Origin of the sequence: Clostridium sp. UBA7791 (assembly GCF_002480755.1) — a bacterium.
In the GTDB taxonomy this organism is placed as follows: domain Bacteria; phylum Bacillota; class Clostridia; order Clostridiales; family Clostridiaceae; genus Clostridium_J; species Clostridium_J sulfidigenes.
In genome coordinates, this window is the sequence record NZ_DLCT01000001.1 from 237,893 (window position 1) to 264,212 (window position 26,320).

Annotated in this window: 33 protein-coding genes; 24 read left to right on the plus strand and 9 right to left on the minus strand. The window is 28.5% G+C overall.

The genetic code is table 11. The features are described from left to right. Window positions 1-20: 20 nt before the first annotated feature. The 3 genes from B3Z56_RS01175 (at window position 21) to B3Z56_RS01185 (ending at window position 3,771) form a co-directional block, all read left to right on the plus strand. Window positions 21-1,595 (plus strand): amino acid carrier protein, encoded by a 1,575-nt coding sequence (locus tag B3Z56_RS01175; protein ID WP_346878084.1) that lies wholly within the window; start codon window positions 21-23, stop codon window positions 1,593-1,595. Window positions 1,596-1,954: 359 nt separating this feature from the next. After that, window positions 1,955-3,199 carry an MFS transporter gene (locus B3Z56_RS01180; protein WP_346878085.1) on the plus strand — a complete coding sequence of 415 codons (1,245 nt, stop codon included), beginning with the start codon at window positions 1,955-1,957 and terminating at the stop codon, window positions 3,197-3,199. Window positions 3,200-3,240: 41 nt separating this feature from the next. After that, complete coding sequence (locus tag B3Z56_RS01185) at window positions 3,241-3,771, plus strand: signal peptidase II (RefSeq protein ID WP_346878086.1); 531 nt, start codon at window positions 3,241-3,243, stop codon at window positions 3,769-3,771. A gap of 296 nt (window positions 3,772-4,067) precedes the next feature. On the opposite strand, the gene B3Z56_RS01190 is transcribed toward B3Z56_RS01185, so the two are convergent. Then, window positions 4,068-4,208 carry a hypothetical protein gene (locus tag B3Z56_RS01190; RefSeq protein ID WP_346878087.1) on the minus strand — a complete coding sequence of 47 codons (141 nt, stop codon included), beginning with the start codon at window positions 4,206-4,208 and terminating at the stop codon, window positions 4,068-4,070. Window positions 4,209-4,772: 564 nt separating this feature from the next. On the opposite strand from B3Z56_RS01190, the gene B3Z56_RS01195 reads away from it, so the two are divergent. Then, window positions 4,773-5,369, plus strand: a complete 597-nt coding sequence (locus B3Z56_RS01195) for a hypothetical protein (protein WP_346878088.1) — start codon at window positions 4,773-4,775, stop codon at window positions 5,367-5,369. Between the two features lie 167 nt (window positions 5,370-5,536). Here the strand turns inward: B3Z56_RS01195 and B3Z56_RS01200 are convergent, their stop codons facing one another. After that, complete coding sequence (locus B3Z56_RS01200; protein ID WP_346878089.1) at window positions 5,537-6,271, minus strand: hypothetical protein; 735 nt, start codon at window positions 6,269-6,271, stop codon at window positions 5,537-5,539. Window positions 6,272-6,733: 462 nt separating this feature from the next. Here B3Z56_RS01200 and B3Z56_RS01205 point away from each other — a divergent pair, with 462 nt between their 5' ends. From B3Z56_RS01205 to B3Z56_RS01245, 9 genes are all read left to right on the plus strand, one after another. After that, complete coding sequence (locus tag B3Z56_RS01205) at window positions 6,734-7,558, plus strand: hypothetical protein (RefSeq protein WP_346847103.1); 825 nt, start codon at window positions 6,734-6,736, stop codon at window positions 7,556-7,558. Continuing rightward, the gene (locus B3Z56_RS01210; protein WP_346878090.1) at window positions 7,545-8,309 is read left to right on the plus strand and encodes a hypothetical protein; all 765 of its coding nucleotides are present in this window, start codon (window positions 7,545-7,547) and stop codon (window positions 8,307-8,309) included. Before B3Z56_RS01205 ends, B3Z56_RS01210 begins: the two co-directional genes overlap by 14 nt. Continuing rightward, window positions 8,302-9,174 carry a hypothetical protein gene (locus B3Z56_RS01215; RefSeq protein WP_346847105.1) on the plus strand — a complete coding sequence of 291 codons (873 nt, stop codon included), beginning with the start codon at window positions 8,302-8,304 and terminating at the stop codon, window positions 9,172-9,174. The genes B3Z56_RS01210 and B3Z56_RS01215 overlap by 8 nt, the downstream gene beginning before the upstream one ends. Before the next feature lie 31 nt (window positions 9,175-9,205). Next, on the plus strand, window positions 9,206-9,880 hold the full coding sequence (locus tag B3Z56_RS01220; RefSeq protein WP_346847106.1) for an ATP-binding cassette domain-containing protein: 675 nt from the start codon (window positions 9,206-9,208) through the stop codon (window positions 9,878-9,880). Further along, window positions 9,864-10,418, plus strand: coding sequence for a hypothetical protein (locus tag B3Z56_RS01225; RefSeq protein WP_346877647.1), 555 nt, complete (start codon window positions 9,864-9,866; stop codon window positions 10,416-10,418). The genes B3Z56_RS01220 and B3Z56_RS01225 overlap by 17 nt, the downstream gene beginning before the upstream one ends. A 199-nt stretch (window positions 10,419-10,617) precedes the next feature. After that, entirely contained in the window at window positions 10,618-11,085 is a 468-nt protein-coding gene (locus B3Z56_RS01230; protein ID WP_346847108.1) for a DUF2712 domain-containing protein, read from the plus strand. A 116-nt stretch (window positions 11,086-11,201) separates the two neighbouring features. Beyond that, window positions 11,202-11,651 (plus strand): DUF2712 domain-containing protein, encoded by a 450-nt coding sequence (locus B3Z56_RS01235; RefSeq protein ID WP_346847109.1) that lies wholly within the window; start codon window positions 11,202-11,204, stop codon window positions 11,649-11,651. Window positions 11,652-11,824: 173 nt separating this feature from the next. Continuing rightward, window positions 11,825-12,493 (plus strand): DUF4352 domain-containing protein, encoded by a 669-nt coding sequence (locus B3Z56_RS01240; RefSeq protein WP_346847110.1) that lies wholly within the window; start codon window positions 11,825-11,827, stop codon window positions 12,491-12,493. Between the two features lie 27 nt (window positions 12,494-12,520). Then, a complete protein-coding gene (locus B3Z56_RS01245; RefSeq protein ID WP_346847111.1) occupies window positions 12,521-13,195 on the plus strand; it encodes a hypothetical protein in 675 nt (224 codons plus the stop codon). A gap of 517 nt (window positions 13,196-13,712) precedes the next feature. Here B3Z56_RS01245 and B3Z56_RS01250 read toward each other — a convergent pair. Further along, complete coding sequence (locus tag B3Z56_RS01250) at window positions 13,713-14,069, minus strand: nucleotide pyrophosphohydrolase (protein WP_346847112.1); 357 nt, start codon at window positions 14,067-14,069, stop codon at window positions 13,713-13,715. A gap of 152 nt (window positions 14,070-14,221) precedes the next feature. On the opposite strand from B3Z56_RS01250, the gene B3Z56_RS01255 reads away from it, so the two are divergent. The 7 genes from B3Z56_RS01255 to B3Z56_RS01285 all read left to right on the plus strand — a co-directional run bounded on the left by B3Z56_RS01255 (window position 14,222) and on the right by B3Z56_RS01285 (window position 18,931). Then, a complete protein-coding gene (locus B3Z56_RS01255; RefSeq protein WP_346877648.1) occupies window positions 14,222-14,974 on the plus strand; it encodes a sugar phosphate isomerase/epimerase family protein in 753 nt (250 codons plus the stop codon). An 88-nt stretch (window positions 14,975-15,062) separates the two neighbouring features. After that, entirely contained in the window at window positions 15,063-15,932 is an 870-nt protein-coding gene (locus B3Z56_RS01260) for an AraC family transcriptional regulator (protein WP_346877649.1), read from the plus strand. 120 nt (window positions 15,933-16,052) lie between these two features. After that, complete coding sequence (locus tag B3Z56_RS01265; protein ID WP_346877650.1) at window positions 16,053-16,967, plus strand: MerR family transcriptional regulator; 915 nt, start codon at window positions 16,053-16,055, stop codon at window positions 16,965-16,967. Window positions 16,968-17,253: 286 nt separating this feature from the next. Then, on the plus strand, window positions 17,254-17,478 hold the full coding sequence (locus B3Z56_RS01270; RefSeq protein WP_346877651.1) for a hypothetical protein: 225 nt from the start codon (window positions 17,254-17,256) through the stop codon (window positions 17,476-17,478). Between the two features lie 27 nt (window positions 17,479-17,505). After that, entirely contained in the window at window positions 17,506-17,706 is a 201-nt protein-coding gene (locus tag B3Z56_RS01275) for a hypothetical protein (protein WP_346877652.1), read from the plus strand. A gap of 63 nt (window positions 17,707-17,769) precedes the next feature. Then, window positions 17,770-18,453, plus strand: coding sequence for a DinB family protein (locus B3Z56_RS01280; RefSeq protein WP_346847117.1), 684 nt, complete (start codon window positions 17,770-17,772; stop codon window positions 18,451-18,453). A gap of 13 nt (window positions 18,454-18,466) precedes the next feature. After that, window positions 18,467-18,931: a hypothetical protein gene (locus B3Z56_RS01285; protein WP_346847118.1), complete on the plus strand. Its 465-nt coding sequence runs from the start codon at window positions 18,467-18,469 to the stop codon at window positions 18,929-18,931. Between the two features lie 111 nt (window positions 18,932-19,042). Here B3Z56_RS01285 and B3Z56_RS01290 read toward each other — a convergent pair whose 3' ends face one another. The 3 genes from B3Z56_RS01290 to B3Z56_RS01300 all read right to left on the minus strand — a co-directional run bounded on the left by B3Z56_RS01290 (window position 19,043) and on the right by B3Z56_RS01300 (window position 21,282). Then, window positions 19,043-19,486: a GNAT family N-acetyltransferase gene (locus tag B3Z56_RS01290; protein WP_346847119.1), complete on the minus strand. Its 444-nt coding sequence runs from the start codon at window positions 19,484-19,486 to the stop codon at window positions 19,043-19,045. Between the two features lie 126 nt (window positions 19,487-19,612). Continuing rightward, the gene (locus B3Z56_RS01295; RefSeq protein ID WP_150844570.1) at window positions 19,613-20,191 is read right to left on the minus strand and encodes a transglycosylase SLT domain-containing protein; all 579 of its coding nucleotides are present in this window, start codon (window positions 20,189-20,191) and stop codon (window positions 19,613-19,615) included. A 233-nt stretch (window positions 20,192-20,424) separates the two neighbouring features. Further along, window positions 20,425-21,282, minus strand: a complete 858-nt coding sequence (locus B3Z56_RS01300) for a Nif3-like dinuclear metal center hexameric protein (protein ID WP_346878091.1) — start codon at window positions 21,280-21,282, stop codon at window positions 20,425-20,427. A 363-nt stretch (window positions 21,283-21,645) separates the two neighbouring features. On the opposite strand from B3Z56_RS01300, the gene B3Z56_RS01305 reads away from it, so the two are divergent. Both B3Z56_RS01305 and B3Z56_RS01310 read left to right on the plus strand, forming a co-directional pair. Further along, entirely contained in the window at window positions 21,646-21,975 is a 330-nt protein-coding gene (locus B3Z56_RS01305; RefSeq protein ID WP_346877654.1) for a PadR family transcriptional regulator, read from the plus strand. Beyond that, on the plus strand, window positions 21,972-23,204 hold the full coding sequence (locus tag B3Z56_RS01310) for a DUF2812 domain-containing protein (protein WP_346877655.1): 1,233 nt from the start codon (window positions 21,972-21,974) through the stop codon (window positions 23,202-23,204). Before B3Z56_RS01305 ends, B3Z56_RS01310 begins: the two co-directional genes overlap by 4 nt. Before the next feature lie 120 nt (window positions 23,205-23,324). On the opposite strand, the gene B3Z56_RS01315 is transcribed toward B3Z56_RS01310, so the two are convergent. Then, window positions 23,325-23,882 (minus strand): DUF4230 domain-containing protein, encoded by a 558-nt coding sequence (locus tag B3Z56_RS01315; RefSeq protein WP_346873536.1) that lies wholly within the window; start codon window positions 23,880-23,882, stop codon window positions 23,325-23,327. A gap of 207 nt (window positions 23,883-24,089) precedes the next feature. Between B3Z56_RS01315 and B3Z56_RS01320 the strand changes: the two genes are divergently transcribed. Both B3Z56_RS01320 and B3Z56_RS01325 read left to right on the plus strand, forming a co-directional pair. Further along, a complete protein-coding gene (locus B3Z56_RS01320) occupies window positions 24,090-24,719 on the plus strand; it encodes a hypothetical protein (protein WP_346877656.1) in 630 nt (209 codons plus the stop codon). A 78-nt stretch (window positions 24,720-24,797) separates the two neighbouring features. After that, window positions 24,798-25,736: a hypothetical protein gene (locus B3Z56_RS01325; RefSeq protein ID WP_346878092.1), complete on the plus strand. Its 939-nt coding sequence runs from the start codon at window positions 24,798-24,800 to the stop codon at window positions 25,734-25,736. A 68-nt stretch (window positions 25,737-25,804) separates the two neighbouring features. On the opposite strand, the gene B3Z56_RS01330 is transcribed toward B3Z56_RS01325, so the two are convergent. Together B3Z56_RS01330 and B3Z56_RS01335 are read right to left on the minus strand one after the other, a co-directional pair. After that, window positions 25,805-26,023, minus strand: a complete 219-nt coding sequence (locus B3Z56_RS01330; RefSeq protein WP_035131026.1) for a DUF2922 domain-containing protein — start codon at window positions 26,021-26,023, stop codon at window positions 25,805-25,807. 45 nt (window positions 26,024-26,068) lie between these two features. Next, window positions 26,069-26,293: a DUF1659 domain-containing protein gene (locus tag B3Z56_RS01335; RefSeq protein ID WP_346878093.1), complete on the minus strand. Its 225-nt coding sequence runs from the start codon at window positions 26,291-26,293 to the stop codon at window positions 26,069-26,071. Window positions 26,294-26,320: the final 27 nt, after the last annotated feature.

Genomic DNA, 26,320 nt, shown 5'->3' on the forward strand with positions numbered 1-26,320 from the left:
AATTTCGGGGGGATATAACAATGGAAGGATTTTTTAACTCCATAAATAAAATATTTGAGTTTATAGTACCAGTGGCAGACTTTTTATGGGATTTCCCAACTAATTTTCAATGGTATTCTAATATTCCTATAATAGGAAAGTTTTCTTTAGCCATCTTACTTTTAGTAGGATCAGGTATATATTTCACATTTAAAATGGGCTTTGTTCAATGTACTAAGTTTAAAAAAGGGATTAAAATACTTGCAGAGAAGAAATCTCATGAAGCTGGTATTAGTCCTTTAGCATCATTTCTACTAAGTTCAGCCATGAGAATAGGACCTGGGAATATAGTAGGAGTTACAGGAGCAATTAGTGTAGGAGGACCAGGAGCTATATTTTGGATGTGGGTTTCTGCCTTCTTTGGAATGGCTACAGCCTTTGTAGAAGCAGTTTTAGCTCAAATTTTTAAAGAGAAAAAGGACGATGAGTTTGTTGGAGGACTACCTTTTTATGGGATGAAGATTTTAGGTAATAAAAGAGTAATAGGAATAGTACTAGCTGTTTTATTTATTGTATATGCAATGTTCTGTATACCAGCTCAAACCTTTAATATTGTAACTAGTTTAAGTTCAGTAGTAGAAACAATTACAGGAACAGTTTATGAAAGACAATCATTACTATACTATGCAATTACTATATTATTAATAGCTTCAGTTGTAGTTACTGTATTTAAAGGGATAAATGGTGTTACCAAGGTTACAGATAAGTTAGTGCCTATAATGGCTATAATTTATGTAGGAATAACATTAGTAATAATTATATTTAACTTAGATAAAGTACCTGTGTTTTTCACAGCAGTATTTGCAGGGGCATTTAAACCACAAGCCATCTTTGGTGGGGCCTTTGGTGTAGCACTTGCTCAAGGAATAAAAAGAGGTCTTATGTCAAATGAAGCTGGACAAGGTACTATAACTATGGCCGCAGCTACTGCAGATACTGATCATCCAGTAGAACAAGGATTAGTACAAGCTCTAGGAGTATTTTTAGATACTATGGTAATTGCCACAATGACAGGAATAGTTGTAGTTATGGCAAGCCTTTGGGCAGCTGAATCAGGAGTGGCTTGGGAGAGTATAAAAGGTTCTAAGCTAACAGTTTATTTAACCTCTGTACAATACTTAATTCCAGGTACAGCCTTTGACTCAATTGCTACTATAATAATATCTTTATGCTATGGATTATTTGCATTTACAACCTTACTTGGAATGATTCTATTTGCAGAGATATCAGGAAACTTTATATCAAAAAGTAAGAAATGTATTAATACCATAAGAAGTTTAGGTGCCTTTATATTTGTACCTTTTGGTTGTTTAACAGTTTTATCAGGACTAGAACTAGGGAACCTATGGTATATATCTGACTTAGTAAACATACTAGTTGTATATGCCAATGTACCTATATTACTATTAGGATGTAAAATTGTATTTAAAGCTTTAGATAATTATAATAGCACTAAAGGCGCAAAGTTTAACTCTCTAGATATAGGAATTGAAACTCCTTGCTGGGGAAACTATGGAATTGATGATTATAAAGAAGAGAAAGAAGTATCTATGTAAATATTTAAATTATATAAAAAAATAGGATAATAATGTATACTAAAATATTACCCATATGATATAATAAATTATATAAGAAAAAATGGAGGAAATGACTGTGAGATATCTTAATATAAAAAAAGGATATACCCCAATGAGCAGCAGTTCTATGACTAAAACTGCAATATTGAAAACCAAGGGGTTACTGTATCTTTTTTTAAGATGATTTTGCAGGAATAATAGTCCTTCAACTTCAAAAGTAACTCCAAGACTTTATTATAAGATTAAATTCTTAATAATAGAGTCTTTTATTATGCTAATTAACAGAGTTCTTAGCTTCTATGAAGCTTTACTTATAGAAATCATTAGGGGGAGTTACAATGAATAACGTAAAAGAAAGTTTAAATATAAATAAAATTAATAAAGGGAAGAGCGTAGATTACTTAACCAGGATAAAGAAAAATATAAAAATTGATTATATGTATAAGTTTTTATCTTCCATAGATATAAGCTCTGCCATTTGGGTATTATATTTAGCTCATAAAGGCATGTCTCTTATAGAAATAGGACTTTTAGAATCAGTTCACCATATAACCAGTTTAATATGTGAAGTTCCAACAGGAGCCATTGCTGATATTGTTGGAAGAAAGAATACTATAATACTTGGAAGGATAATGTCCGCAATTGGAGCAATCTTAATGCTGTTTTGCAATAGTTTTTTAGGGTTTGCCATTGCCTTTGTAATATCCGCCATATCTTATAATTTAAACTCAGGCTCAGAAGAAGCCTTAGTTTATGACTCCTTAAAGGTTACAGGAGAAGAGGAAAAATATCTAAAGATAAATGGAAATTTAAATTTTATAATTGAAGTAGCCCAAGGAATAGCTGTATTAGTTGGAGGAATATTATCAGATTACTCCTTTACATATAGCTATGGATTAGCAGCCATTGTAAGTATATGTGCACTAGGAATTTCCTTTGGATTTAAAGAACCAGAATTTCATGAAGAGGCAAAGGAAAGAGTTACTATAGTAGGTCATTTTAAAAGCTGTTATGAAGTAATGAAATCTAATAAAAAAATTATACTAATAATGATGTTTTTTGAATTAATATTTATGACCGGCACAACTACTCATTTTTATACTCAACAGTATTTTAGTGAAATGGGATACTCTAGAAGTTTCATAGCAATAATCTATGTAATATCAAGTATAGGCTGTGCAATAGGAGCAAAATTCGCCTATAAAGTAGAAAGAAAATTAAAAAAAGCTATGCTTTATATAGTCCCAATGTTAGGAGGAGTGTGGCTTATGGTTCTTATTAGCAGTAAGAATTTAATTTCTATCATAGGATTTATTATGTTTTCTATAAGTATAAATATCCTATATCCTGTTAGCTCTGACTATATAAATAAGCTTATCCCATCAGCTCAAAGAGCAACCTTAATATCTGTTCAAAGTATATGCTTCAGTATATTTATGATTATGATATTTCCATTATTAGGGGTTATAGGACAAGTAACTTCATTAAGGGTAGCTTTTATAGTACTTGCAGTGATTCTTTTCATAATAAGCTTTGGGAGCAGAAGAGTTTTAAAGGGGAATAATTGTTTCAAAGTTTTGTAAACTGTGATAATATTATCTATATTGGGTGGTGTAGAATAAATATGAAAATTCAAAACAAAAAAACAGGTATAGCAGTGCTTATTTTAATATCAATGGAACAGGCTATTAAAATAGTAATTAATAACAATTTTCTTGACAAAAAATTTCCTATATGGCCTCCTTTATTATACTTTAAGCCTATGTTCAATAGGGACTATTCATGGTTTAATTCTATGTTGCAATTAGGTATCGGTAAATGGATTCATATTTCAATAGTAGCAACTATGAGTATACTAATATATCTGTTTTATAAATATCTAAATAAACAATTTGGACCTAACAAAACTATTAATATTATGTATGCTTTCATATTTTCTGGTGCTATGTGTTCATTAATTGACAAGATTTTTTGGAATGGTAGTTTGGACTACATATTAGTAAATGGTTATTTTACCTTTGACTTAAAAGATGTATATATTAATATTTTTATGGGGTTGCTAATCTTAGCATTGCTCTTTAAAAACAAAGTTTTAAATCAAATTGATGATGATATAGTAAAAGATTTTACTAAATATATTCTACGAAAATTATAACCATATATTTCATCATGAAAAGAACAAGAATTAAAAGTTGCAGTTAAGTAACATTGTTCTAAAATTATTTGCCAACTTCTAAATAAATAATGGAAACAAGAAAAGTCGCATGTGGAATTAATATTCAACATGTGGCTTATTTTTATATGTATGTAGGGTGTACCCGTTCTATTGATAAATTGACACTTCTATCACCATTCTTATTTTTCTTTCCGAATATTTCCACTGCAATTCAATTCCCTATGTAAGTCCCCATAATTAATATATATTATTGTTAGCTTATATAACTAAATTACTTAATTACGTTCACTCTTCTCTTGTTCTGATTCATTAAGTCCTTCATTAAATCCTTCTTTAAATCCATCAATGAATCCGCAACCTACAAGGCTTAAAGCTATAATTGCACATAAAAAAACACTTATTAATCTCTTTTTCATAACATTACCTCCATCTTTACATATACAATTATACCAATGGAGTGATATTATTACAATAATTTGATTAAATCTCCACCCTTGAGCAATATTCCGAAACGGTTGAGCATTAATAATATAAGTGCTTATTCAATATTTATTTAGATTAGCTTTTTTGCGAAGTCCCAATTAGCGAAGCTTTTTAGACAAACGTTGGATCAAATGGATTTTCAGTAAATATTGACTTCAAAATAAGAGAGACGTTGAATGAAAAACTAACTTCCGTTTTAGCGCAAGCTATTGCAACCACAAGAGTAAAGTCAGTTTTAAAGCCTAAATTTGTGGTCAAAAGACCTAAAACAAGCTATAATTTATATAAGATAACCATTTTTTAGGGATTATAAGCAAGCTTAATAAGCCTACGGAAATCAGCTTGCAAAACTAAGTTCCGTTTGCTTCAACTTTGCATGATTAAATTCCGCTGATATTTGCCTTAAATTTTGATATCTTATTTTTTAAAAAGTGCAGGTTTTAGATGTATTTCATCTGCAGCTATATATTTTTTGCCTTATTCGGGGAGGATATTTGATGAAAGAAAGGTTTAAAATAATAAAATATTTTATAATTGCTTTATTAATTTTAATACCAGGAATAAAATTGTTTCTTGATTTACAATTTGGAATTACACTATTGAATGATGACAAAATCATTTATACATACATTGCTATCTATTCTATTTTAGCAATAGTTTTAATATTTATGATGAAAAAATTTTTTTGCATGGTGATAGCAATTATATTTTTGTTCATTTATGTATTTACATTACATATTGGTAATGGTTTAGATGATAGATTTCGTACTTCAGAAGAATATACCTCACCAAATAATGAAAATATATTAATAGTAAATATTCAAACTTCATGGTACCCAAGTGCTAATGTAAGATTTTATAAAAAAGTAGGCTCTTTCTTTAAAAAAACAATTAAGGCACCTAAAATAGAAGGCGAGTTTAATGATGATCGCGTTATAAGAATGGACATTTCATGGGAAGATGATAATACTGCGGTAATAAGTGGATTTATTGTTAAAAGAAATAGGGATAAACTTGAAAAGATTAAGGGAAATTTTCCAGATAAATGTGACTATGAAATAATAGATAACAATCTGTATTTAAAATTGGAATAATTAAGGAACTCCACAGAAGTTATTCTATGGAGTTCCTTAGTGTTTATATTATTTTCTTTATAGAAGTCTTCTTAATTTACTTATAAAAGTAAATGGTATAAACTGAATTTATTTGAATGTTATAGCTTTATATGATTATATATTTTACTAGTTATATCTTATTTTAGTTAATTATACTCATCATTAAGTGGCTCTGCTGCTTTAGATTCTCTTATACAAACGATATATTGAAAAAAATCTAACATGTTTGCTTCTAGTTCTTCTCCATTATAAGTATAATACATTGGTGTTTCAGAAAAAGGTGAATCCTCACCTGTTAATTTATAAATATTCAAATTGCCTTCTAATAAATCATTAGTTTCCTTAACTTGTGGATAAACAACTGCGAACTTATGTGGGGAATATCTACCATTCCCTGATATATTAATTTTCTCACAATTATCATAGTTATATATTACTGTCAAAAGCTTATCTTTAAATATTGAGTCATCAGAATTTAGATAGGCAGCAAACCACATTTTATCTTTTTCTTTACTTTGAAATGTATGGTTAAGTCCCCATTGTCCATAATACTTTCCCTTAGGCAATTCCTTTTGAAGAATTTTAAAGTTTTCATATATCATTTTATCTCTAGTGTTATCCCAATCAATATGATTATCCTTATGCTTATAAGCTTCTATTCGATTTAATACGTTAAAATTTACAAGGTTAAAACTAGTGAATTTTTCTCCAAGATACTTTCTATATATATCTTCCTTCTTTTCTATATCCTCTTGCAATTCCTTTGAACATTGAGCAGAAGTTTCATCAAATTTATCTGAATCCATAATGGCTAAATCTTTAAATTCACTTTCATCTTCTAAATCTATAGAACTATAGTTTTCTTTTAAATACTCTTGCATGATTTTTTTATTCTCAGGTGATTGTTCTAAAATTTTATCAGAGAATTCAATTGAATGTTCCTCTTTCTATATAATAAGCTATATCAATAGTTCATTTACGTTCATTTGGCAATATTATATTTTGAAAATAATTTATATATTTTACAATTTAAGTTTCTTTTATAAATTAGCTATTAAAGTAAGTTTCACTTAAATTTACTTCTAAAAGTCTAAATAATTTTAAAATAAGAAACTTAAGTTAAGATTTAGACTTTTCAAGTATCTTTTATTTAATTAAAAGTTTATTTTGATATACTTTAAAGGTAACCATTTTAATATTTGCTTTCTGTAAGCAAACAAATAAATATGTATAAATTGACAGAAGTTAACGCTATAAATATATTAAATTTGTTATTTAATGAAAAATGTAATAATATAGTAAAAAATATACTAAAGTGATTTATTAGAATTGAAGGTGAGATTTTGAAAAATAAACTTATAAAGATTGAATTGAGTAGAGCGATTAAAAGTAAAACTATGGCTCTTGTACTTTTTTTAGGGCTATTAATTACAGTGTCACAAATTTTTACATATGTTATCCCAATAGCCAATTTTAATGAAAGGGTTGTGGTGGATAATTATCCAATGGCGTCCCCAACCACCGTATTTCAGGCGTGGATTGGTAATATTAATATACTTCCACAGAGCTATATATTTTTTGCCTTATTGCCATTGTTAGCGGCAATACCATTTGCAGATACCTTTTTTACTGACAGAAAAAGTGGATATATAAAAAATGTTCTTATTAGAACGAAAAAGAAGGATTATTTTTTAGCAAAATATATAGCTACCTTCATTTCAGGTGGATTAGCTATAACTATACCACTACTTGTTAATTTGATTATTGCAGCTATGTTTTTACCCTCATTTGTACCTCAAGTAACTCAAAGCTTTGCAATAGGACCAACACATTTATGGAGTAAATTATTTTTTACACATCCTTATATATATTTAATTGGATTTTTAATGATAGATTTTATTTTTAGTGGATTGATAGCTACTATTGGGTTATCAGTGAGTTTCTTCATTGAATATAGGTTCATGGCGTTAATTACACCATTTATAGTATATATATTTGTTTACACAGTACTAGGTTCTTTTAATTTAGCTAAATATATTCCCTTCTATTTTTTGCAGCCAGGATTTGAAGTATGTAATGGATATGTAGTTTTAGGAGAAATTATTGGATTATCAATCATTACATTTGGTATGTTTTTCTTCAAGGGAGTGAAAGATGATATATACTAATTTAAAAAATTGGACAAAAGAGTTTTTAAGAAATATAAAATGTAACTATCTAATAATCATAGGATATATGATTATTTTAGCTATTATAATTTTATTTCATATTAGAAGTGGAGTGTTTACTCATAATGTTCAAAGTGTGGCAGATGCATTTATATACGTATTAGCATATTGGTTTTTTGGAATTGAAATTATGATTTTAGCAAATTTTATGCTTTTTAACATTATTAAAGATGACCTAAGGATAAATAGTATTATAAAACAAAAAAGTAGGACTTTATTATGGATAAAGCAGGTATATAAGATAAGCCTATTATCTATATTTTCTTCAATATGGATTTCCCTTTGCACTTATTTCTTTGGGGGATTAATGACTACACACTTTATAAACTGGAATAATGTGAATAGTATTTACTTTAAAATAAATAAAACTGTATGTAGCTCTATAAGTTTAAACTATGTAATTACAATGTTTTTATTATGTTCCTTTATCAGAATTGTTCTAATATTAACTATTTCATTATTAATATATTGGATAACAAATAAGAAGATTATAAGCTGGTTGTTTGTTGTAACCTTGGGATTTTTAGAAATTTCAGTACCAATTGTATGTAAAGTGATAAATATTGATTACACAGCAATTAATAGCATCTATAAATTAATTATTGGGTTTTTATATGGCATAGTTCTTATATTAATAGCAATAATATTAGGAGTTATTCTGGGAAAAAGAAAGGAATTTTATTATGAATAATATAAAATTTGGTGATGAAAAGAAAAAAGGAAGTTTCTTTTTACAGATTAAACATGATTTTTATAAAGGTACTATAGAGGGATGGAAAAGATATGCAATAGCCCTATGTATATTTATATTTTTATGTTTTGTATTTCAAATAAGAGCTGAAAAAATTATACAATTTAATAAGATTAGTAAAGAAATCTCTTTTTCAGATTTTATATTATTTATGTTTAGAGGAATGAATGTTTTTGATGGAAATGCAGTTGAACTACAAGATAAGCTGCCTCAATGGTTTTTAGTAAATATATATTTAAGCATTATCATTGGATATTTTCCATTGAAGGATTTAAGTGAATCAGGAATTCAGGTATTAATTAGAACTAAAAGCAGAGTTTCATGGTGGCTTTCTAAGTGTCTATGGGTCATATATAATGTTCTAATCTATTATACGATTTTTATCATTGTCATAACAGTTTTTTCACTTTTCCACGGAGGATTATCACTGGAACTATCAAAGGAGCTAAATCTGATATTATCAAATCTAGACATTTCAAAGTTTAATTTTAAAGGAATACTCGTAGTCGGAATAATACTTCCACTTATTACATCCATTACTTTTTCATTAATACAATTATTAATTTCACTCTTTACTAATTCAATTATAAGTAACATGTTTATCATTACTGTTTTAACTCTAACACCTTTTTATTGTAATTCATTTTTTATAGGTAATTATTTAATGATATTACGTAGTAATTTAAACATTGGAGACAGTGGAGTAAGTATAGTATATGGAATAGTTATATGTGTAGTATTATCAATAGCAACCATATTTATAGGAGCAAATAAAATTAAAAGGTATGATATTTTAGAAAAGTAATTATTTAAATGAGAAAATAAGGAGCATGAATATGGAGATAGAAGTAAGAAACTTAACAAAAAGAATTTCAGGAAATTTAATTCTTGATAATATAAATATAAAAATGACCAATGGTAAAATATATGGATTAAAAGGAAAAAATGGTTCAGGGAAAACTATGTTAATGCGAGCTATTTGTGGTCTTATTTTACCAACTGAAGGTGAAGTTATAATTGATGGACAAGTTCTTGGAAAGGATATTTCTTTTCCAAACAGTTTGGGAGCCTTAATTGAAAGTCCAGGTTTTATTTCTAATTATTCCGGATTTAAAAATCTTAAAATATTATCAGAAATACAAGGCAAGATAGATGATAATAAAATTAATGAAGTATTAACTATGGTTGGACTTGATCCAAAGGAAAAAAAGAAGTTTAAAAAGTATTCATTAGGTATGAAACAAAAACTAGGAATAGCAGCTGCAATAATGGAAGAGCCTGAGATAATTATTCTAGATGAACCAACTAATGCCCTTGATGAAAGTAGTGTAATATCTTTAAGAAAAACATTACAAAAATATCGTGATGCAGGAGCATTAATAATTATTTCATGTCATGATAGTGAGGAACTAGAATTTTTATCTGATGAAATTTTCTTTATGGAAAATGGAAGGTTAAAACCATATAATAAACGCCAAAAGGAAGGTGATAGTTATGAAGAAGAAAAGTAAAGTAATATCACTGGCTATTATTTTTATTTTAGTTATAGTAATTGGACTAAGATATAATTACATAAACAATAAGTATCCTCAGGCACCTGTAGAAGCTTATAACCTAGGGGATACCTTTGAATATAGAGGAATTACAGTAAAGGTAGAAAAAGCTAAGTTTATATCTGACAATGAAATAAAAAATATGAATCTAGAAGAATCTACTTTTTTTGAGAATGATGAAAGAAAAGCTATTGTAGCAACAGTTAACTTCAAGAATACAAGTAGTAAAGAGCAAAGCATAGAATGTGATTTTTTTGAAGCAGAATCTATTGATTGGCATAATGGTTTAAATTATGAAATGTTTATTACAATTAATGGAGAAGAGGCAAGTCCAAGCTTAACTTTAGCCCCAAATGAAGAAATCACATTAGATTTACCCTATGAAATGTTTGATTTTCAATATGATAAAAGTAGTTGGAAAAGAATTGAGGAAGTAAAATTTCGTTTAACATTAGATATATATCCAATAAAAAAGTATGTTAAACTTGAGATTTAATAATATATAAGCTCTAAGTAGTTATTGTTAAAGTTAATAACAAAAAAACTAGGGGAGTTATCTTTGTAAATACTTTACGTATATAAGGTAAAATTTTCAAGATATAATAAAATGCATAGAACTTAAAATGATTAATCAAATTATATTTTAAAAGTTTAAGATAGGGTTAACGTACCCTATTAAATAAGGGGGAAGACAATTGAAAATTAAAAAAAATATTTTTAAAGGAATTATGTTAGGAATGACGCTTATGACCATTATGTCAGCTAAATTAACTATCGCAGAAGCAAATAACTATACAGACACTGGATTTGGAGGTTTTTACTCAGGATATAATACTGTGAATACGGAGTACAGACCTAAGGAAGATGACTCTTCGTCATATATAAATAATTCAGGGTCACCTTGTGGTGTTTATGTTGATGTATGGGGTGCTAGAGGTAAGTTTGAAATTGCTAGAGATGGCAGAGGAATGGTTTTTTATAAATATGACGGACAAGAAGCTTCTTGTAATGTTAGTCAGAATAATGTATTAGTAGGAAAAGGACAAGCTAAAAAGTTACCTAACTATGTAAATGAAAGAAATTATAATGCTGGATCACTTAGAATGACAGGAACTCAATTAAGGGTAAATTTATCAGGGTTATGGAGTCCAGATAGTATATAATAAAATATCGAAAATAAAATAGTATACTTATGATTTGATTAATTGTTTGAGTTATATTTATAAAAATTTATCAAGATAGGATTAAAGGACATCCTATTCTTAGAGGGGGAAGACAATTGAAAATTAAAAATAATATTTTTAAAGGAATTATGTTAGGAATGGTACTCATGACAATAATGACAGTAAAAGTACCTATTGCTGAAGCAAATAACTATGTAGATACTGATTTTAAAGAGTTTTATTCTGGATACAATATAGTGGAAACAAAATATAGATATAAGTCAGATGACTCATCAGCATATATATTTAATTTAGGTTCACCTTGTAGTGTTTACGTTGATGTATGGGGGGGCTATGCTGTCTTCGACGATGCTGGTAATGCTTCTGTTAGACCAACTCAGCAAGAATGCTGCAATTACAATGGAAATGTATTAGTAGGTAAGGGACAAGCTAAAAAGTTACTTAATAATGTAAATGAAAAAGGTTATAATGCTGCACAACTTCGTATGACAGGAAATCAATTAAGGGTATATTTATCTGGAAAATGGAGTCCAGATAGCATATAATTTAAGGATAAATTTAAGAAAGAAGATTGTAGGATATATATTTGTATTTTACAATCTTTTTTAACGAAAATCTTAAAAGTGTTCAAGTTGAAGGTTTTTAGTATACATTTTGACATGTTCAATATTATAAAAAAATATAATTTTATATTAGTATTGTGTTGGGAGATTAAAAAATGAAAGAAAAAATGGGGAGATTAATTTTAAAAATTATTATAGCAACCATGTTTATTTGCAGTGTCTATATACTTATAGTTAAAGGTATGCCTATTCCAGGAAAAAATGTTTGGAATAATGAAGAAGTAGCAGAGGAAGATGTAGGAAATCTTGAAAAAGAAGAAAGTGAATTAAGGCTATATGAAATAGGAGAAGAGATTACATTTGGACCCTATACATATAAAGTTAATTCGGCAATGGAATCAAAAGAAAAAGGAAACTTTCCTGCACCTACAGATTATTCAAAAAGATATACATTTGATGAAAATGGCAACATAACTGGAGATAATTCTTATGTAGTAGTCAATTTAACTATTGTGAATAATACAAAAGAAGTTAAGGTACTCTACTTAAACAGCATGGGATTAGCGGTATATAAAAATAATAATACTAATGAATGTGATTATAGTGAATGTTTATCTTCAAGTAAACTAGAAGGTTATGGAAGAAAAGATTATTTTAGTACACAGCTTGAGCCATCAGTAGAATATACCTATGATCTTGTATTTATAATTCCAGATGAATCATTAAAAACCAATGAAGGTCAGCTTGTAATTAGAAGACAAGATGCCTCAACAGAAAAAGAATATGAAGATAAGATGAGATGTGTAGAAGTAAAATTTCATTAAATGAATATTCATATAAGGAGGTAAAAAGTGAAAGGAAAAATGGGTAAAGTAATTTGCATAATAATTATAGCAGGAATGTTTATTTGCAGTATCTATATACTTATAGTTAAAGGTATGCCTATTCCAGGAGAAAATGTTTGGAAGAATGAAGAAGTAGCAGAAGATGAAGGAAATCTTGAAAAAGAAGAAGCAAAAGAAGAAAGTGAAAAAAGGATTTTTCAAGTAGGAGAAGAGTTTACCTTTGGACCTTATACATATAAGGTGAATTCAGCAATGGAATCAAAAGAAAAAGGAAACTTTCCTGCACCTACAAATTGGAGTGAACGATATACATTTGATGAAAGTGGAAACATAACTGGAGAGAATTCTTATGTAGTAGTTAATTTAACTATTGTGAATAATACAAAAGAAGTTAAGGAGCTCTACTTAAATAGTATGGGATTAGTAGTATATAAAAATAATAGTACTAATGAATGTGATTATAGTGAATGCGTCTCTTCAAGTAAATTAGATGGTTTTGAGAGAAAAGATTATTTTAGAACAGAGTTTGAGCCATCAGTAGAATATACTTATGATCTTATATTCATAATTCCAGATCAATCATTAAAAACTAATAAAGGGCGGCTTGTAATTGAAAGGCAAGATGCCACAACCAGAAAAGAAGACGAAGATAAGAAAAGACTTGTAGAAGTAAATTTTTAATTTTATTATTAAGCTTTAGAATAGAAAGATAAGAAAAGAAATCCAATGTTGAATTATTTATCAAATATTGTATAGTCAACTATATCAGGAGGTGATTTATATAGAATTTATTACAAAATTTTTTTTGAAGTTCCAGTAGCTATAAATCTTTTAGTAATTAACATATTTTATATAGTTGGTAGCTTAGTGGCATTTCCTTTGATACAAAAGAGTAGCATGTTAGAAAAAGAAAAAAATTAGCTACTATTTTAGATACAGTATTTTTGATTCTAAATATGTTTGCCTTATTTGCATTATTTGCAATAAGTATATTTTTTTCTACTTTTATTTTTGACTCTGTTTTAAAATAGTGTTGATAATATATTATAGGTATGTAATATATTTAATTTAAAAGTGCAGTGATTCGAAATCACTGGACTTTAGTTCGTAATAGTTTAAGGTTGTAAGCTTATTTTTGAGCCGAAAAATCTGATACTTTTAAATCTATTTAATTTTACTATGATTAATTCAGGTAATATTAAAGCAGATATTTTTTATGTTCAAGATCAAAATCTCTATTCATATTTTTACAATGCTTTTTTATGAAAGCTTCTGAAAATTCCTCAGGTGTAATCCCGAAGCACATCAATGCATCGTTGTAGAACATCATAACATCAACCATTTCTTCAACAAAAGCAGCTCTAACTGTTTCATCATTCATAATATCATTTTCTCCACGTTTTTTAATTATCGCTATTACTTCTCCCATCTCTTCTATCATCCATAACAAGCTGTTACGACCATTCTCTGCACAAAGAGGAGTCCATTTTTCTTTATATTTTTCCTGTAGTTCCTTTTGCATGATCATAATTTCTGATAATTTTAAATCTGCCATTTTTCTACCTCCAACAGTAAACTTATAATTATTTACTTATTAGACATATTATATCACGAAAGTTGTTTTGTATTTACTTTTATTGGTGTACAATTAATTTATATTTAGTTTTAGAGCTATGTGCGGAAAATTAAAAAAGGGGATATATAACTATGATAGAATATGGAAGAAGTATAAGATGGTTTAATAATTATAAAGATGAAATTGATTTTTCAAAATCAAACAAATTTGATTTTATGCAAATTTGGTTTAGTAAAGGGGAATTAGTACTTGATAAGGTATTATTTCCTAAAGAAGAATATGTATTAAATTCAAAATTCCCAGTAATAATTCATGCTGTATATGATATTGATGATTATGATAAATATAATAATGAATTGATTAGGATATTAAAATATTTAAATCATACAGAGGTTATTATACATCCCGTATGTAAAAGTCTTATCATAAATTCTCAAACTATAAATCTACTTGCTGACAACATTTATAAGACTAACCAATTATTAAAAAAGAACAATATAAAACTTTATATTGAGAATAATAGTGTAATGGACAAGATTAACTATACACCAAGTGACTTAAAAGTAGTATTTGATAAAAACCCAGATGTTGAATTACTCCTTGATATTGCTCATATAGATGACTATAATCATTTGGAAGAAATACTTAAAGTGAAATTTCCTAAATGCATACATATAGCAGATAAGCATTTTGATGTAGAGCATGAACATTTTCCTATTGGACAAGGTGAACTTGACTTTAGGTTAATTTTTCAAAATTACTTAAAGGACTATGATGGAAAAATCATATTTGAAGTTGTTGATACAGATGAGAATATTTTAGAATCTAAAAAAATAATTCAAAATATAATTGAAGCTTCAAAGAAGGGAAATACAACTAAGTAAATTTATAATAATGAGGCTACAAAATAGGGCATGAAATATCGAGTGTAAATATATTTATAAAGATACTATTAAATTGGGAGTGAGAAGAATGGATTGGATAAAAAATTTAAATGAGTCTATAAATTATATAGAAGAAAACCTTCATGATGAAATATCCTATGAAACTATTTCAAAAATTGCTGGATGTTCTGTCTACAATTTTCAAAGAATGTTCTCATATATAGCGGAAAAGCCCTTATCGGAATATATAAGAAACAGACGATTAACAATGGCAGCCTTTGATTTATTAAATAGCACAGAAAGAATAATTGATATTTCTTTAAAGTATGGATATGAATCTCAAGATTCATTTACCAGGGCATTTAAAAAGTTTCATGGAGTACTACCTTCAAGTGTTAGAAATGAAACTGTACAGTTGAAATCCTGTCCTAAGCTCTCCTTTCAAATTTCAATAAAAGGAGAAAATCATATGAATTATCAAATTGAACAGTGGCCTGAATTTAGAGTAATGGGAGTATCACATAAAGTAAAAACAGCCAAGGCCTTTGAAGTAATTCCTCAGATTTGGGAAAACTCATGGAAGGATGGAACTATGAAAATGTTCCTTGACAACTTTCCCGACTATAGACCTGCAGGTTTTTTAGGAATTGCTCAAGGAGGACAATGGGGAGAGTCGGAAGAAATGGAATACATCATAGCGGTGACAAATCATGTTGATGTACCAAACTGCAAACATGTTCCAGTACTTGAAGGAATGAAAGAGTTTACTTACCCTGCTGCAACATGGGCAATTTTTGAAGCTAATGGAGAACTGCCAGATGCGACTCAAAAGGTTTATAAGCAATTTTATAGTGAATGGCTTCCTAATTCAGGATATGAATTAGCTGATCTTCCTGTAATTGAATGCTATATGCAAGAAAATCATCAAGAAGTTTGGATTGCTATTATTAAAAAGTAAAAAATATTAAATAATTGCAACTTATTAGAAAAACTTCTAAAATACCCTTGTAATTGACGTAGCGTCAAATGATATTATTTTCTTATGAGGACCTCATAGATTGAAAAAGGAGGTGGTTAAATGAGCCATTTTGAACCAATTCATCAGGTATCGGAACAATTTGGATTAACCAGTCGTACACTTCGTCACTGGGAAGACAAGGGGCTTTTCTATAGTACCCGAGATCCACAATCAGGTTGGCGTATGTACAATGATGAAGCACTACAGAGAATACGTCTTGTAACATTGCTTAGGGAACTGGATATTCCTTTGAAATTTGTAAAAATCATCATTGACAGTGCAGACCCTAAAGTTGCTTCAAAGATTATTAGAAATCAAATTAATAAGCTAAGTGAAGAAAATATTGTAATTACTAAGCAAAAAAACTTGTTAAGTAAATGTCTTTCAATTATAAACTCCACGGAGCTTCCATCCAATGAGTCAGAATACCTTGTGAATATGGAAGAAACATTGGCACTTCAAATCATTTCTACAAATAATATGATAGAGCAATGGGAGGATATTATTATGGCAAATAACGCAATTACTTCAGGAGCATTACGAATTGTTAGTTTACCTGATATGAGGGTAGCAGTATGTAATGTGATAAGCACTTCTCCAGAGGATGAAGCACTAAAAAAAGTTTTGGATTGGGCAGAGTCAGAACATTTAATGGGTACTGCTAGAATTTTTGGTTTTAATACCACCGCATATAGTCCAGGTTGTACAGAGTATGGATGGGCAGCTTCTATTACTGTACCAGAACAGGTTGTAATTCCAGAATATTTTGAAGAAAAAAGGTTGCTAGGTGGCCTATATGCATCGTTAAATAGCACTAATGAAGTATACGATTCATGGCAAACATTAATGAGATTATTGAAAGATAATAATGCATATGCTGTTGATGAAAGCCGTCTATGTCTTGAGGAACACATACCTAGTGGTGAAGGAAATGATTTTTATTTAAATCTGCTGGAGCCAATAACTAAAAAATAACTTTTAGAATCGTTAGCATTTATATAACTAGCTATAATATCTTAGTTTAAAGTTTAATCAATTTAAAGCACTGCACATTCAGAAATGAATATGCAGTGTTTTTTAGCAATTTGAGGATAAAAAATATTTAGATTATAAGTCAATGCAGAAATGCTAGTGTAAATCATCAGGATAATTACTAAGGTTGTCTATGGTAAAATTATTTTAAATTTACTTTTATTAGTGTATAATTAATTTTAGAGTTAATAATTAACTTTAAGAAAAAATATCAAAGGAGTATGCACAATTGAAGAAAATAAAAATATTATTAACTATTCTAGTTATTATTGTAGCTATATTAAACATTACAGGTAAGTGGAACAATATTCCTATTATGCTTTTACTAGTTGCCTTAATAAATATTTTTAATGGAATACAAAGTTATAAAGATAATAGAAAAATTGAAGCAGTTATGTTATTTATAGCTGTAATTTTTACAGGGGGAGTAGCTATTTATATGTTATTTTTATAATCAATAACATTTATAGAGGTGAAGTGCTTGATAAAAAATAAAAGAAGTAACAAGATATACACTCCAGGTATTTTTGCTCTTTTTGGAATGTCAATAGGATATTACATAGATAGAACCTTTTCTTCATACTCTTGGCGTGGATCGATAGGAGTGTGTTCTGGTCTTATTATTGGGTTTGCATTGGGGAAGCTAGTAGATTATGTAGCTACTAAAAAGGTAAAACACTAAATTAATTTTAGAGTTGATAATTAATTATAAACCATAGGGAACAAATAAAGGGGAGTATATTAAGTGGATTTAAAATCATGGAACAATGATATTAAGGAATTAAGAAAGATAATATTGAAACCAGATAAAATTCAAGAAAGTAAAAGCTTGGCTTTAAGTTTGCATTCAATGGTCCATTTATCCATTATGTCAGGAGTAGATAAAAAAACTTTTGAAGATGAATTACGGGAAGGGTTAGATGAAAATACGTTTAGAACTTCACAAAATCAAAAGGGACGTACTATCGCCTATGGCATTTGGCATTGTACTAGGATAGAGGATATAACAATGAATTTATTAGTTGCAGGCGATAAACAGATATTTAATAGGGAAAATTGGCAAGAAAAAATCAATTCCAATATCACAGATACTGGTAATGCAATGTCAGAAGATGATATTATGGAATTTAGTAAAAATATAAATATGGAAGAATTAAAAAATTATAGAATTGAAGTAGGAAGAAGGACAAGATACATAGTAGAGAATCTTTCCACTGAGGATATGAAAAGAAACTTTGATAAACACAGATTGCAACGTATATTAGACGAGAGAGCAGTATTGGATGTAAAGGCATCAAATTGGCTTATTGATTTTTGGGGTAGAAAGAATGTAGCGGGAATTATATTAATGCCAATGACGAGACATCAAGTGATACACATAAATGAATCTTTAAGTGCAAAAAAGAAGTCTAAATCAAAGGCTTTATAACAGGAGGATATAAATGAAGATTAATGACATTATTATTTCAGTGCTTTTAATTTTAATAATACTAAAGCAGCTAAAATATATAAAAGCCTTAATAATACCAATAAGAAAAAGGCTTATAGAGATTGTTGTTGTATTGTTTGGTATTATTATTCTCATAGGCATTATGTATTTTTATGCTAATACTTGGATTCATTATGTAATAGGAATGTTATGTATTTTTACGTTTATAAGCAGCTGGATTAAGGGAGGAATTAGCTCCCAAGGCTTTATATCAATGTATAGATATAAAGAGATTATATTGTGGAATGAGATTGAGAAAGTTCAACTAACTAATTCAAAGGATGTAAAAGTTAAACTATTTGGTGGTTTTATGGAGCAAACCTTTCATTTTAAAACCAGTGATTACCAGAAAGTTATTAATATTTTAAAGGAAAAATTACCTGTGGAAGCAGAGTTAGAAATAAATAATTATAAATAATTATGTAAAAATAAAAATACCCCATTATTCTATTTTGGATAATGGGGTATTTTGCAAGTAATCACTTAATTTTGATTATTACACCTTAATTTACTTATCTATGCATTATGATTAATATCTGAAATTATAAATAATGTCATCCTTTATTTCTGGTTCCTCTGCTCCAATACTACTATATAATTTACATGCTGGTGAGTTGCTTATATTTGTTGGAATCCATATTTTCATTGAATTATTTAACTTTCCGTCTTCAATAATTTTGTTAATTAATCTTTTGCCAATACCATTTTTTCTACAGGACTTTAATGTACCTATTTCATATAAGCAAATCATACTTTGGGTGGTATCCAGACGACTTTGAACATAAGCAATTGCATATGAAACAACTTTTTCATCCATTGCTGCAACATAAAACAAATTATCGTCATTGGATAAAAATTTTTCTATAGCTTTCTTGTTAAAACAACATGGATCTTCTTCGCTTTTAACATTAATAATGGCATCTTTAATATATGAAATTTCATTGATACCGCATCTAAACATGTTTAAATTCATTTAGAATTCCTCCACAATATTTTATAAATAATTGTTGCTCATAGTATAATGCTAGAGGTAATACAAGTAAATTATAACATATAATACAAAATATCAATGAGTATTTTATATTTCATATTCTATAGGTTACTTATCTTTATATATTTCTAAATACTTTTTATAATTATAGTCCACTATATCAACATAATTTGCAGTTTCCTTATAAGGGATGTTATTTAGTGTTGCTCCATCACTTGAATAATTACTATCCTGTAACCATTCAGTGGTAATATTCATTCCCGCATTATAGGCTGCAACTACAGTATTTTGCTCAGAAAAGTTTTTCTGAAGGATAGAAATGAAAAACACACCATATCGAATATTAGTATCTGCATCAAACAAATCATCATAGGTGGTAGAACTTTCTCCTAACTGAGGTTTTAGCCAGTTAAAGGTATCTTCTGTTAGCTGCATTAAACCTCTTGCTTTAGCTGAAGAAATAGCCTGGTTATTAAAATTGCTTTCCTGTTTTATCATTGCATACACCAAATATTTATCAACATCAAACTCTTTACAATATTTATTTATAGAATCTTTATACTCAATCTGAAAGGTTTCTTGTTCATGAGGATTTTTACTGTTAAAAGAATAAATAAATAACATACCCCAACCAATAATAATTAAAATAAATAAAAGTTTTTTAAAACTAAATCTTTTTTTCTTCAAAAAAGTTCCTCCTCAAAGCTTATTTACCATAGGCGAAATAGTTATAGCCTTTTTTATATTTTAAAACTTATCTATAACTAGCTTATTTAATTTAATTATAGATTAAAACACTTAAGGAATTCATTACAAATTTCTTAAGTGTTTAATATATTTATATTATTTAATTTACATTTAAGGAAAGTGTGAAATATACATAAATATTTATGCACAATTATTAAACAGATGTAGCAAACTTACATATCCTCGTATACTGGTTCTCCTTCAATAAAAGTAGAAACAAGCCCAAACCTTTCAAAGTAAGTACACATCTTTTGACATGCAAATTTTTCAGTAGAATAATGGGTTCCACCCAAAACATTAATATGATTTTTTTGTTCAAGCTCATGAACTTCTAAATAATTTTTGTTATTCACTGAAATACCTGTAATACCTGTAATAAGAACATCCACCTTATTTTCAATCATTTCAGAAACAGTAGCTATATTATTGCCTCCACCTGCTACAATGGCTACTCTCCCATCTTTTATATTATTATTTCCATATAAATAGAGGCTTGTATTGTGTCCTAAAGCTTTTGAAAACCTATCATGTAATTCTTCCACGCTCTTGCACTTTGTTTTACCAATTACACCACTTAATGTTCCGCAATACTCCTTAAATGGTTTTTCAATTTCTATATCTAAAACATCGGCTAAAGTTTTACTTGTTGAATATTCACTGAAATTATCTAAGGGTACATGTAAATTATATATTGATATTTTGTTTTCTTTAAACTTATTTATTAATTCTTTATCCATTTGATAGAAGGGTTTTAATCTTCTAATATCCCAAATAGAAGGATGGTGTAGAAATAACATTGCATTTGTTGCTCCATCATCAATAATACTCTGCAAAATTTCTTTAGTAGGAAACACAGCAGAATAAACTGAATTAATTTCATTTGTGAAGTCACAAACCAATCCCATACTTCTTTCTTTAAAATTTGGAGAAAGGTATTCACCTAATTCACCCATGAATCTTGCCCAATCATCTCGCATATCTTTTGTAATAAAATCTCTTTCCAATTGATTATATAAATCAATAGCCCTCATAAAGATCCCCCTAACAATTAATTGTAAACTTTGATTCACTATCTCATACGGTTGTCTATTTGCTTAATTATATATCATATAAGTGTAGAATTACAAATATTTTACATGGAGTATAAATAGAATGCTTCCCTAATCCTAAAATCCACTTATTCCACTACAATTATTTCAATTAAAAAAGGAATTAATAATAAACATATTTAGTCTAAGCCAATAATTTTATAAGGTCACAATGCTATGTTGAAAAAAACATAGCATTTTTTATATTGCATGTTTACTTATATGTCGCAACGTGATATAGTTTCAATATGATATATCACGCCGTGACATATGAAAATATAGTAATACTAGAAAGAAGGTATTTTAATGAGTGAGGATAAAATTTTAAAAGCATTCATGCCTATGACAGAAACAGCTTTCTATATTCTTCTTTCACTTACAGAACCAAGACATGGTTATGGAATAATACAACATGTAGATAAAATTACTGATGGAAGAATAAAGTTAGGTTCTGGTACAGTTTATGGAACATTAGGTAAAATGGAAAAAGGTCAAATTATATCAATTTACTCTGATGAAAATAGGAAAACAATATATGAAATTACAGAACTGGGAAAGAGATTAATAAAAGCAGAGATAGAGAGGATTAAAGAATTACATGATAATGCAATAAAATATGAGGGGGATTTTTCATGAGAATTTTTAAACCATTTTGGAGCTTAAATATTAAAAATATAGAAAACTGGTTAAGTAAAAAAGCTTTAGAGGGTTATATTTTGAAAGATGTTAACCTTCTTCTAAGACTATTTATCTTTGAAAAGGGAGAAGAAAGTAATATTAACTATAGAGTTTCATATGAGAAAAGGAGGATTACAGAGTTACAACCTTCTTTAATAAAAAATGGATGGTACAAAGCTTGTAGTAAAGGTAGATGGTTTTTCTTAGCAAATGAAAAGAATCTAGAAGATATAAAAGCCCAGCCATCTCGAGAGCCTTTACTAAGCAGATTTAAAATAGCTCAAATTCTTTTATCATTAATTCCAATTTATCTTGCTGCAAATATTGGCATTTTCCTAATATTTTTGATTCCAATGATAATTTTTTATTTTTTAGGTATTGGAGATATCACCTTCATAAAAGAAGTGTCTCCTGAGAAAATACAACATATAGAAACTTCTTATTTTACTTTGTTAGATATTTTAAATGTTGTAAAAGTGCTAGGTATTATAGCTCTGTTCATATATCCACTATATAGATTAAGGAAGAATGAATCGCAGATAAAAGAGGAATTAGGCTCTGATTATGTTAAATTTGATGGGGAATATGTATCTGAAAAGGAAGGTTCCCTACAAGAACATAGGAAGTTAATAGAGAAAAGATGCCCTAGTTTTTTAGAACCAGATAAATTAGAAAAATGGTTAGAAGATATGGAAGCAAAAGGCTTTAATCTTTATAAAGTTAAAAAAGGGAATATGAAATTTTATTTTACTAAGGGAGCTCCTAGAAAAATTAGATATATATTAGATTTTCAAAATAACCCTACAGCTGCATATTATGAAATATTTAAACTGGATCAATGGGAACTTGCATATACTGTTGGAACATTACCAGTTAAATGGAGTCTATGGAGTAAAGAATACACAGGCGAAAGACCTAATATATATACAAATAGGGAGGAACAAGCTTCTAATGCTAAGAAAATGGCTTTAACTTATTCAGCATTTTACCTACCTATTATAGCTATTATTTCTTATAGCATTATAAAAGTATTTATTCTTTTAATTAATGATATTTCAAGGACAATAGAAGTTTTACCATATATGATTTTCATAGTATTATTTCTTGTGTCTATATTATTCTTATTTTGTTTCCCTTATTCAAAAATAATTTCATTCTATATTAGGGCCAAAGTGAGGGAATACTAGTATTATAAGGTGAATTATTTCATTGCATTCCCTCTCAATGAACATATTAGGTCTAAGCCAATATTTTTATAAGGTCATAATGCTATGTTGAAAAAACATAGGATTTTTATATTATATGAATTAAGATGCTGCAATCTTAACTTTTACTTCATCAAAGCCGCAATTCAAGAAAATATTTTTAAGAAGGTCTATAGTGTCCACAGTAACCTTATCAAGGAAGCCATCTTTGATTACCCTTTCTTCAGTCTTAGATTTTTCTGCTACAATTTCACTTAACATATCATCCATAGTTAATTTATTAAATATGGAGTTCTTTTCATCAAATATAAAAACCTCATCTTCATTTACATTATGAGTAAGGATAGAACAAGGTGGAATAGTTATGGTAAGTATATTCTTATCTATAGAAAAAGTAGCAGCACTAAAATCTAATCCAGCAGTAATATAGCCATTATATTTAATTACAAAGGATTTTTCAGTAAAAGGAATAGTAATATCCTTAAAACTTAAGCTATTCTTCACAGAAATCACATTAGAGTAATCATAACGGGAAGTAGCTAGCTCGGATATGGATATAAGTTTTTCAGATACAAAATCACTCTTTTTCTCTAAATTATTTTTAGTAGTTAAAGAATTTATAAATAAACAAGCAACAATTATAGCTATTATAAAAATCATAATCTTAATCTTCTTAAAAAAGGAAAAGAACTTTTTAATCTTGGATTTTTTCAAAATAATCACCCCGCAAAATTATCTTTTTAATGTTTATGCTATGGTAGTATATATTATGAATGTAATGAGATATAATGGTATAAAGTAAAATATTATCCAGGGGGTCAGACCTTGTTACAAAATTTGGAATAATGCAAAAAAGGGGGAAGAGGCATGGGAGTTATAGGTATTTTAGGTACAATTCATGGAGATGATGATTTTAGACAGGAAAAGGGATACACATTAGAAATGATAAAAGAAGCAATAGTGGGATTTAAACCTGATATTATATGTGGGGAAGTACGACCAGAGGATTGGTCCCAATATTGTGATGATAATACATATTCAGGGTATCTTGGACCAAGTGAATATAGAAGATTGATTATACCTTACTGTAAGAGTGAAGGAATTGAATTTAAACCAGTAGATTGGTTTGAAGATGATTTGGTTGATTTTGATTATCTACAAAGCTATAGTGAAACTGAAAAAGAAGCCATTATTAAAGAGTTAGATAAAAAATATGAAAAAATATGGGAAGTTGGAAAAAAAAGCATATTGCCACTTAATTCATTTGAATTAGATGCATTAATAATGCAAAAGCAAGAATGGTTAAATACAATAGACCCTATAGTTTATAATGTAAATTGGATAGCTAGAAATCAAATAATGGTAGAACGTATTAGGAAAGTCATAGAGAAAAATAGTGATAAAAGAATTTTATGTACAGTTGGTGCTGAGCATAACTATTATTATTATAAGGAATTGAAAAAATTAAACTTGAATTTAGTATATCCTTTGAAATAAGTATAAAATATCCAGGGGGTCAGACCCCGTGACAAAATTTGGGATATAATCTCCCTTAAAAAAGAAAGGAAGTTTAGTATGTTTGAGTATATTAATGAAGAACTTATAGCTACTAAGGAAAAAGTGTGGAGAAAAGAGAAGTTTGAGGGTATGATTAGGCATACAGAAGAAGCTCTTGAAAAAGAAGTGAATAGAAAGATAGAACTTGAAAAAGCTCTTAAAGATGAGGATAAAGATGTAAAAAAGCTTGAATCATTAAGTATTTCTAACATATTTTATTCTATACTTGGAAGTAAGGATCAGCAGCTTGATAAAGAGAGACAAGAGTTCCTTGCTGCAAAGTTAAAGTATGATGAATGTTGCAACTCAGTTCTTATGTTAGAAAAGGATCTTGAATCCTATAAAGTGTCATTTAACAATTTACTTGATGCAGAGGCTGAATATGAAGCAGTATTAAAGAAAAAAGAAGGGTTTATATTAGGTTTAAATAATGAGAACTCTAAAAAGTTACTTGAAATTATGGACAAGATTCCTTCTATTGAAGCTCAGAAGAAAGAGTTACAGGAAGCAATAGCTGCTGGTGATGCTGCTAGAAATGAACTTCAATTTGTAGTAGATTCTCTTGAAAGTGCTGATGGATGGGGAACCTGGGATATACTAGGCGGAGGCCTTTTAGCTACAGCAGCTAAACACTCTGAAATTGATAAAGCTAAAGAGTATGCACAAAATACAAAAATTGCACTGATGAAATTTCAAAATGAATTAGCAGATGTGGATTTAGCAATGGATATAGATATAAATATTGGTTCTTTTGAAACTTTTGCAGATTACTTTTTTGATGGATTAATATCTGACTGGATTGTACAATCAAAAATCAGTGATTCTTTAAAAAGTGTATGCAACGTTGTATATAATGTAGAGGACATAATAAAATCCCTTAGATCAAAGCTTACTACTGTAGAAAATGAATTATCTTCAATAAAAGAGAATATGAAATCACTTATTGAAGAAGTGTAAATATTTGTAATGGGGTCAGACCCCGAGGAAAAAATTTCCTCAGGTCTGACCCCGTTATTTTTGTTATTTTAGGCAAGACTGAACTTAGTAGTTTGTCTTTGGGTAAGCTGTGCTCCGTATTTAGAAGCTAGAGAGCCTCCCTTACTAAGAAAAACATCCTTAGCAATTATGGTATCCATAAGAGTTGATACCTGAGGTTCAGTGATATCTTGCTTAACCCCTGAAATTGATAAATTAACTTTATCTCCACTAGCATTAATAAAAGTCATTAATAATGAATATTCCATAGTTTAATTTCCTCCTTTCTCTAGGGTAAGTCACAGTTAATACTATTAAGCATTAACTAATTTTGAAGTTTCATTTAAGTAACTATCTCTAGTAGAAGCATTTAATACATCCTTGATAGCCTCAGCTACATCAAAAACATTTTGAGGGTCAACACTAGGTTTTACTCCAGAAAAAGTTTTTTTCTTATAAATTGTAGCTCCAGTCTTATCAGTTCCGTTTTCAACTTCAATATGAAAAGAAGTGGTGTTTAAAACTTTATCTACTGCCATTAAATTCACCTCCTTATCAGTGGTTTC

What these genes read in the sequence shown, in the direction of transcription:
- B3Z56_RS01175 (WP_346878084.1), top strand. Translation starts at nt 21, where the DNA reads ATGGAAGGATTTTTTAACTCCATAAATAAAATATTTGAGTTTATAGTA.
- B3Z56_RS01180 (WP_346878085.1), top strand. Translation starts at nt 1,955, where the DNA reads ATGAATAACGTAAAAGAAAGTTTAAATATAAATAAAATTAATAAAGGG.
- B3Z56_RS01185 (WP_346878086.1), top strand. Translation starts at nt 3,241, where the DNA reads ATGAAAATTCAAAACAAAAAAACAGGTATAGCAGTGCTTATTTTAATA.
- B3Z56_RS01190 (WP_346878087.1), bottom strand. Translation starts at nt 4,208, where the DNA reads ATGAAAAAGAGATTAATAAGTGTTTTTTTATGTGCAATTATAGCTTTA.
- B3Z56_RS01195 (WP_346878088.1), top strand. Translation starts at nt 4,773, where the DNA reads ATGAAAGAAAGGTTTAAAATAATAAAATATTTTATAATTGCTTTATTA.
- B3Z56_RS01200 (WP_346878089.1), bottom strand. Translation starts at nt 6,271, where the DNA reads ATGCAAGAGTATTTAAAAGAAAACTATAGTTCTATAGATTTAGAAGAT.
- B3Z56_RS01210 (WP_346878090.1), top strand. Translation starts at nt 7,545, where the DNA reads ATGATATATACTAATTTAAAAAATTGGACAAAAGAGTTTTTAAGAAAT.
- B3Z56_RS01215 (WP_346847105.1), top strand. Translation starts at nt 8,302, where the DNA reads ATGAATAATATAAAATTTGGTGATGAAAAGAAAAAAGGAAGTTTCTTT.
- B3Z56_RS01220 (WP_346847106.1), top strand. Translation starts at nt 9,206, where the DNA reads ATGGAGATAGAAGTAAGAAACTTAACAAAAAGAATTTCAGGAAATTTA.
- B3Z56_RS01225 (WP_346877647.1), top strand. Translation starts at nt 9,864, where the DNA reads ATGAAGAAGAAAAGTAAAGTAATATCACTGGCTATTATTTTTATTTTA.
- B3Z56_RS01240 (WP_346847110.1), top strand. Translation starts at nt 11,825, where the DNA reads ATGAAAGAAAAAATGGGGAGATTAATTTTAAAAATTATTATAGCAACC.
- B3Z56_RS01250 (WP_346847112.1), bottom strand. Translation starts at nt 14,069, where the DNA reads ATGGCAGATTTAAAATTATCAGAAATTATGATCATGCAAAAGGAACTA.
- B3Z56_RS01255 (WP_346877648.1), top strand. Translation starts at nt 14,222, where the DNA reads ATGATAGAATATGGAAGAAGTATAAGATGGTTTAATAATTATAAAGAT.
- B3Z56_RS01260 (WP_346877649.1), top strand. Translation starts at nt 15,063, where the DNA reads ATGGATTGGATAAAAAATTTAAATGAGTCTATAAATTATATAGAAGAA.
- B3Z56_RS01265 (WP_346877650.1), top strand. Translation starts at nt 16,053, where the DNA reads ATGAGCCATTTTGAACCAATTCATCAGGTATCGGAACAATTTGGATTA.
- B3Z56_RS01285 (WP_346847118.1), top strand. Translation starts at nt 18,467, where the DNA reads ATGAAGATTAATGACATTATTATTTCAGTGCTTTTAATTTTAATAATA.
- B3Z56_RS01290 (WP_346847119.1), bottom strand. Translation starts at nt 19,486, where the DNA reads ATGAATTTAAACATGTTTAGATGCGGTATCAATGAAATTTCATATATT.
- B3Z56_RS01300 (WP_346878091.1), bottom strand. Translation starts at nt 21,282, where the DNA reads ATGAGGGCTATTGATTTATATAATCAATTGGAAAGAGATTTTATTACA.
- B3Z56_RS01305 (WP_346877654.1), top strand. Translation starts at nt 21,646, where the DNA reads ATGAGTGAGGATAAAATTTTAAAAGCATTCATGCCTATGACAGAAACA.
- B3Z56_RS01310 (WP_346877655.1), top strand. Translation starts at nt 21,972, where the DNA reads ATGAGAATTTTTAAACCATTTTGGAGCTTAAATATTAAAAATATAGAA.
- B3Z56_RS01315 (WP_346873536.1), bottom strand. Translation starts at nt 23,882, where the DNA reads ATGATTTTTATAATAGCTATAATTGTTGCTTGTTTATTTATAAATTCT.
- B3Z56_RS01320 (WP_346877656.1), top strand. Translation starts at nt 24,090, where the DNA reads ATGGGAGTTATAGGTATTTTAGGTACAATTCATGGAGATGATGATTTT.
- B3Z56_RS01325 (WP_346878092.1), top strand. Translation starts at nt 24,798, where the DNA reads ATGTTTGAGTATATTAATGAAGAACTTATAGCTACTAAGGAAAAAGTG.
- B3Z56_RS01330 (WP_035131026.1), bottom strand. Translation starts at nt 26,023, where the DNA reads ATGGAATATTCATTATTAATGACTTTTATTAATGCTAGTGGAGATAAA.
- B3Z56_RS01335 (WP_346878093.1), bottom strand. Translation starts at nt 26,293, where the DNA reads ATGGCAGTAGATAAAGTTTTAAACACCACTTCTTTTCATATTGAAGTT.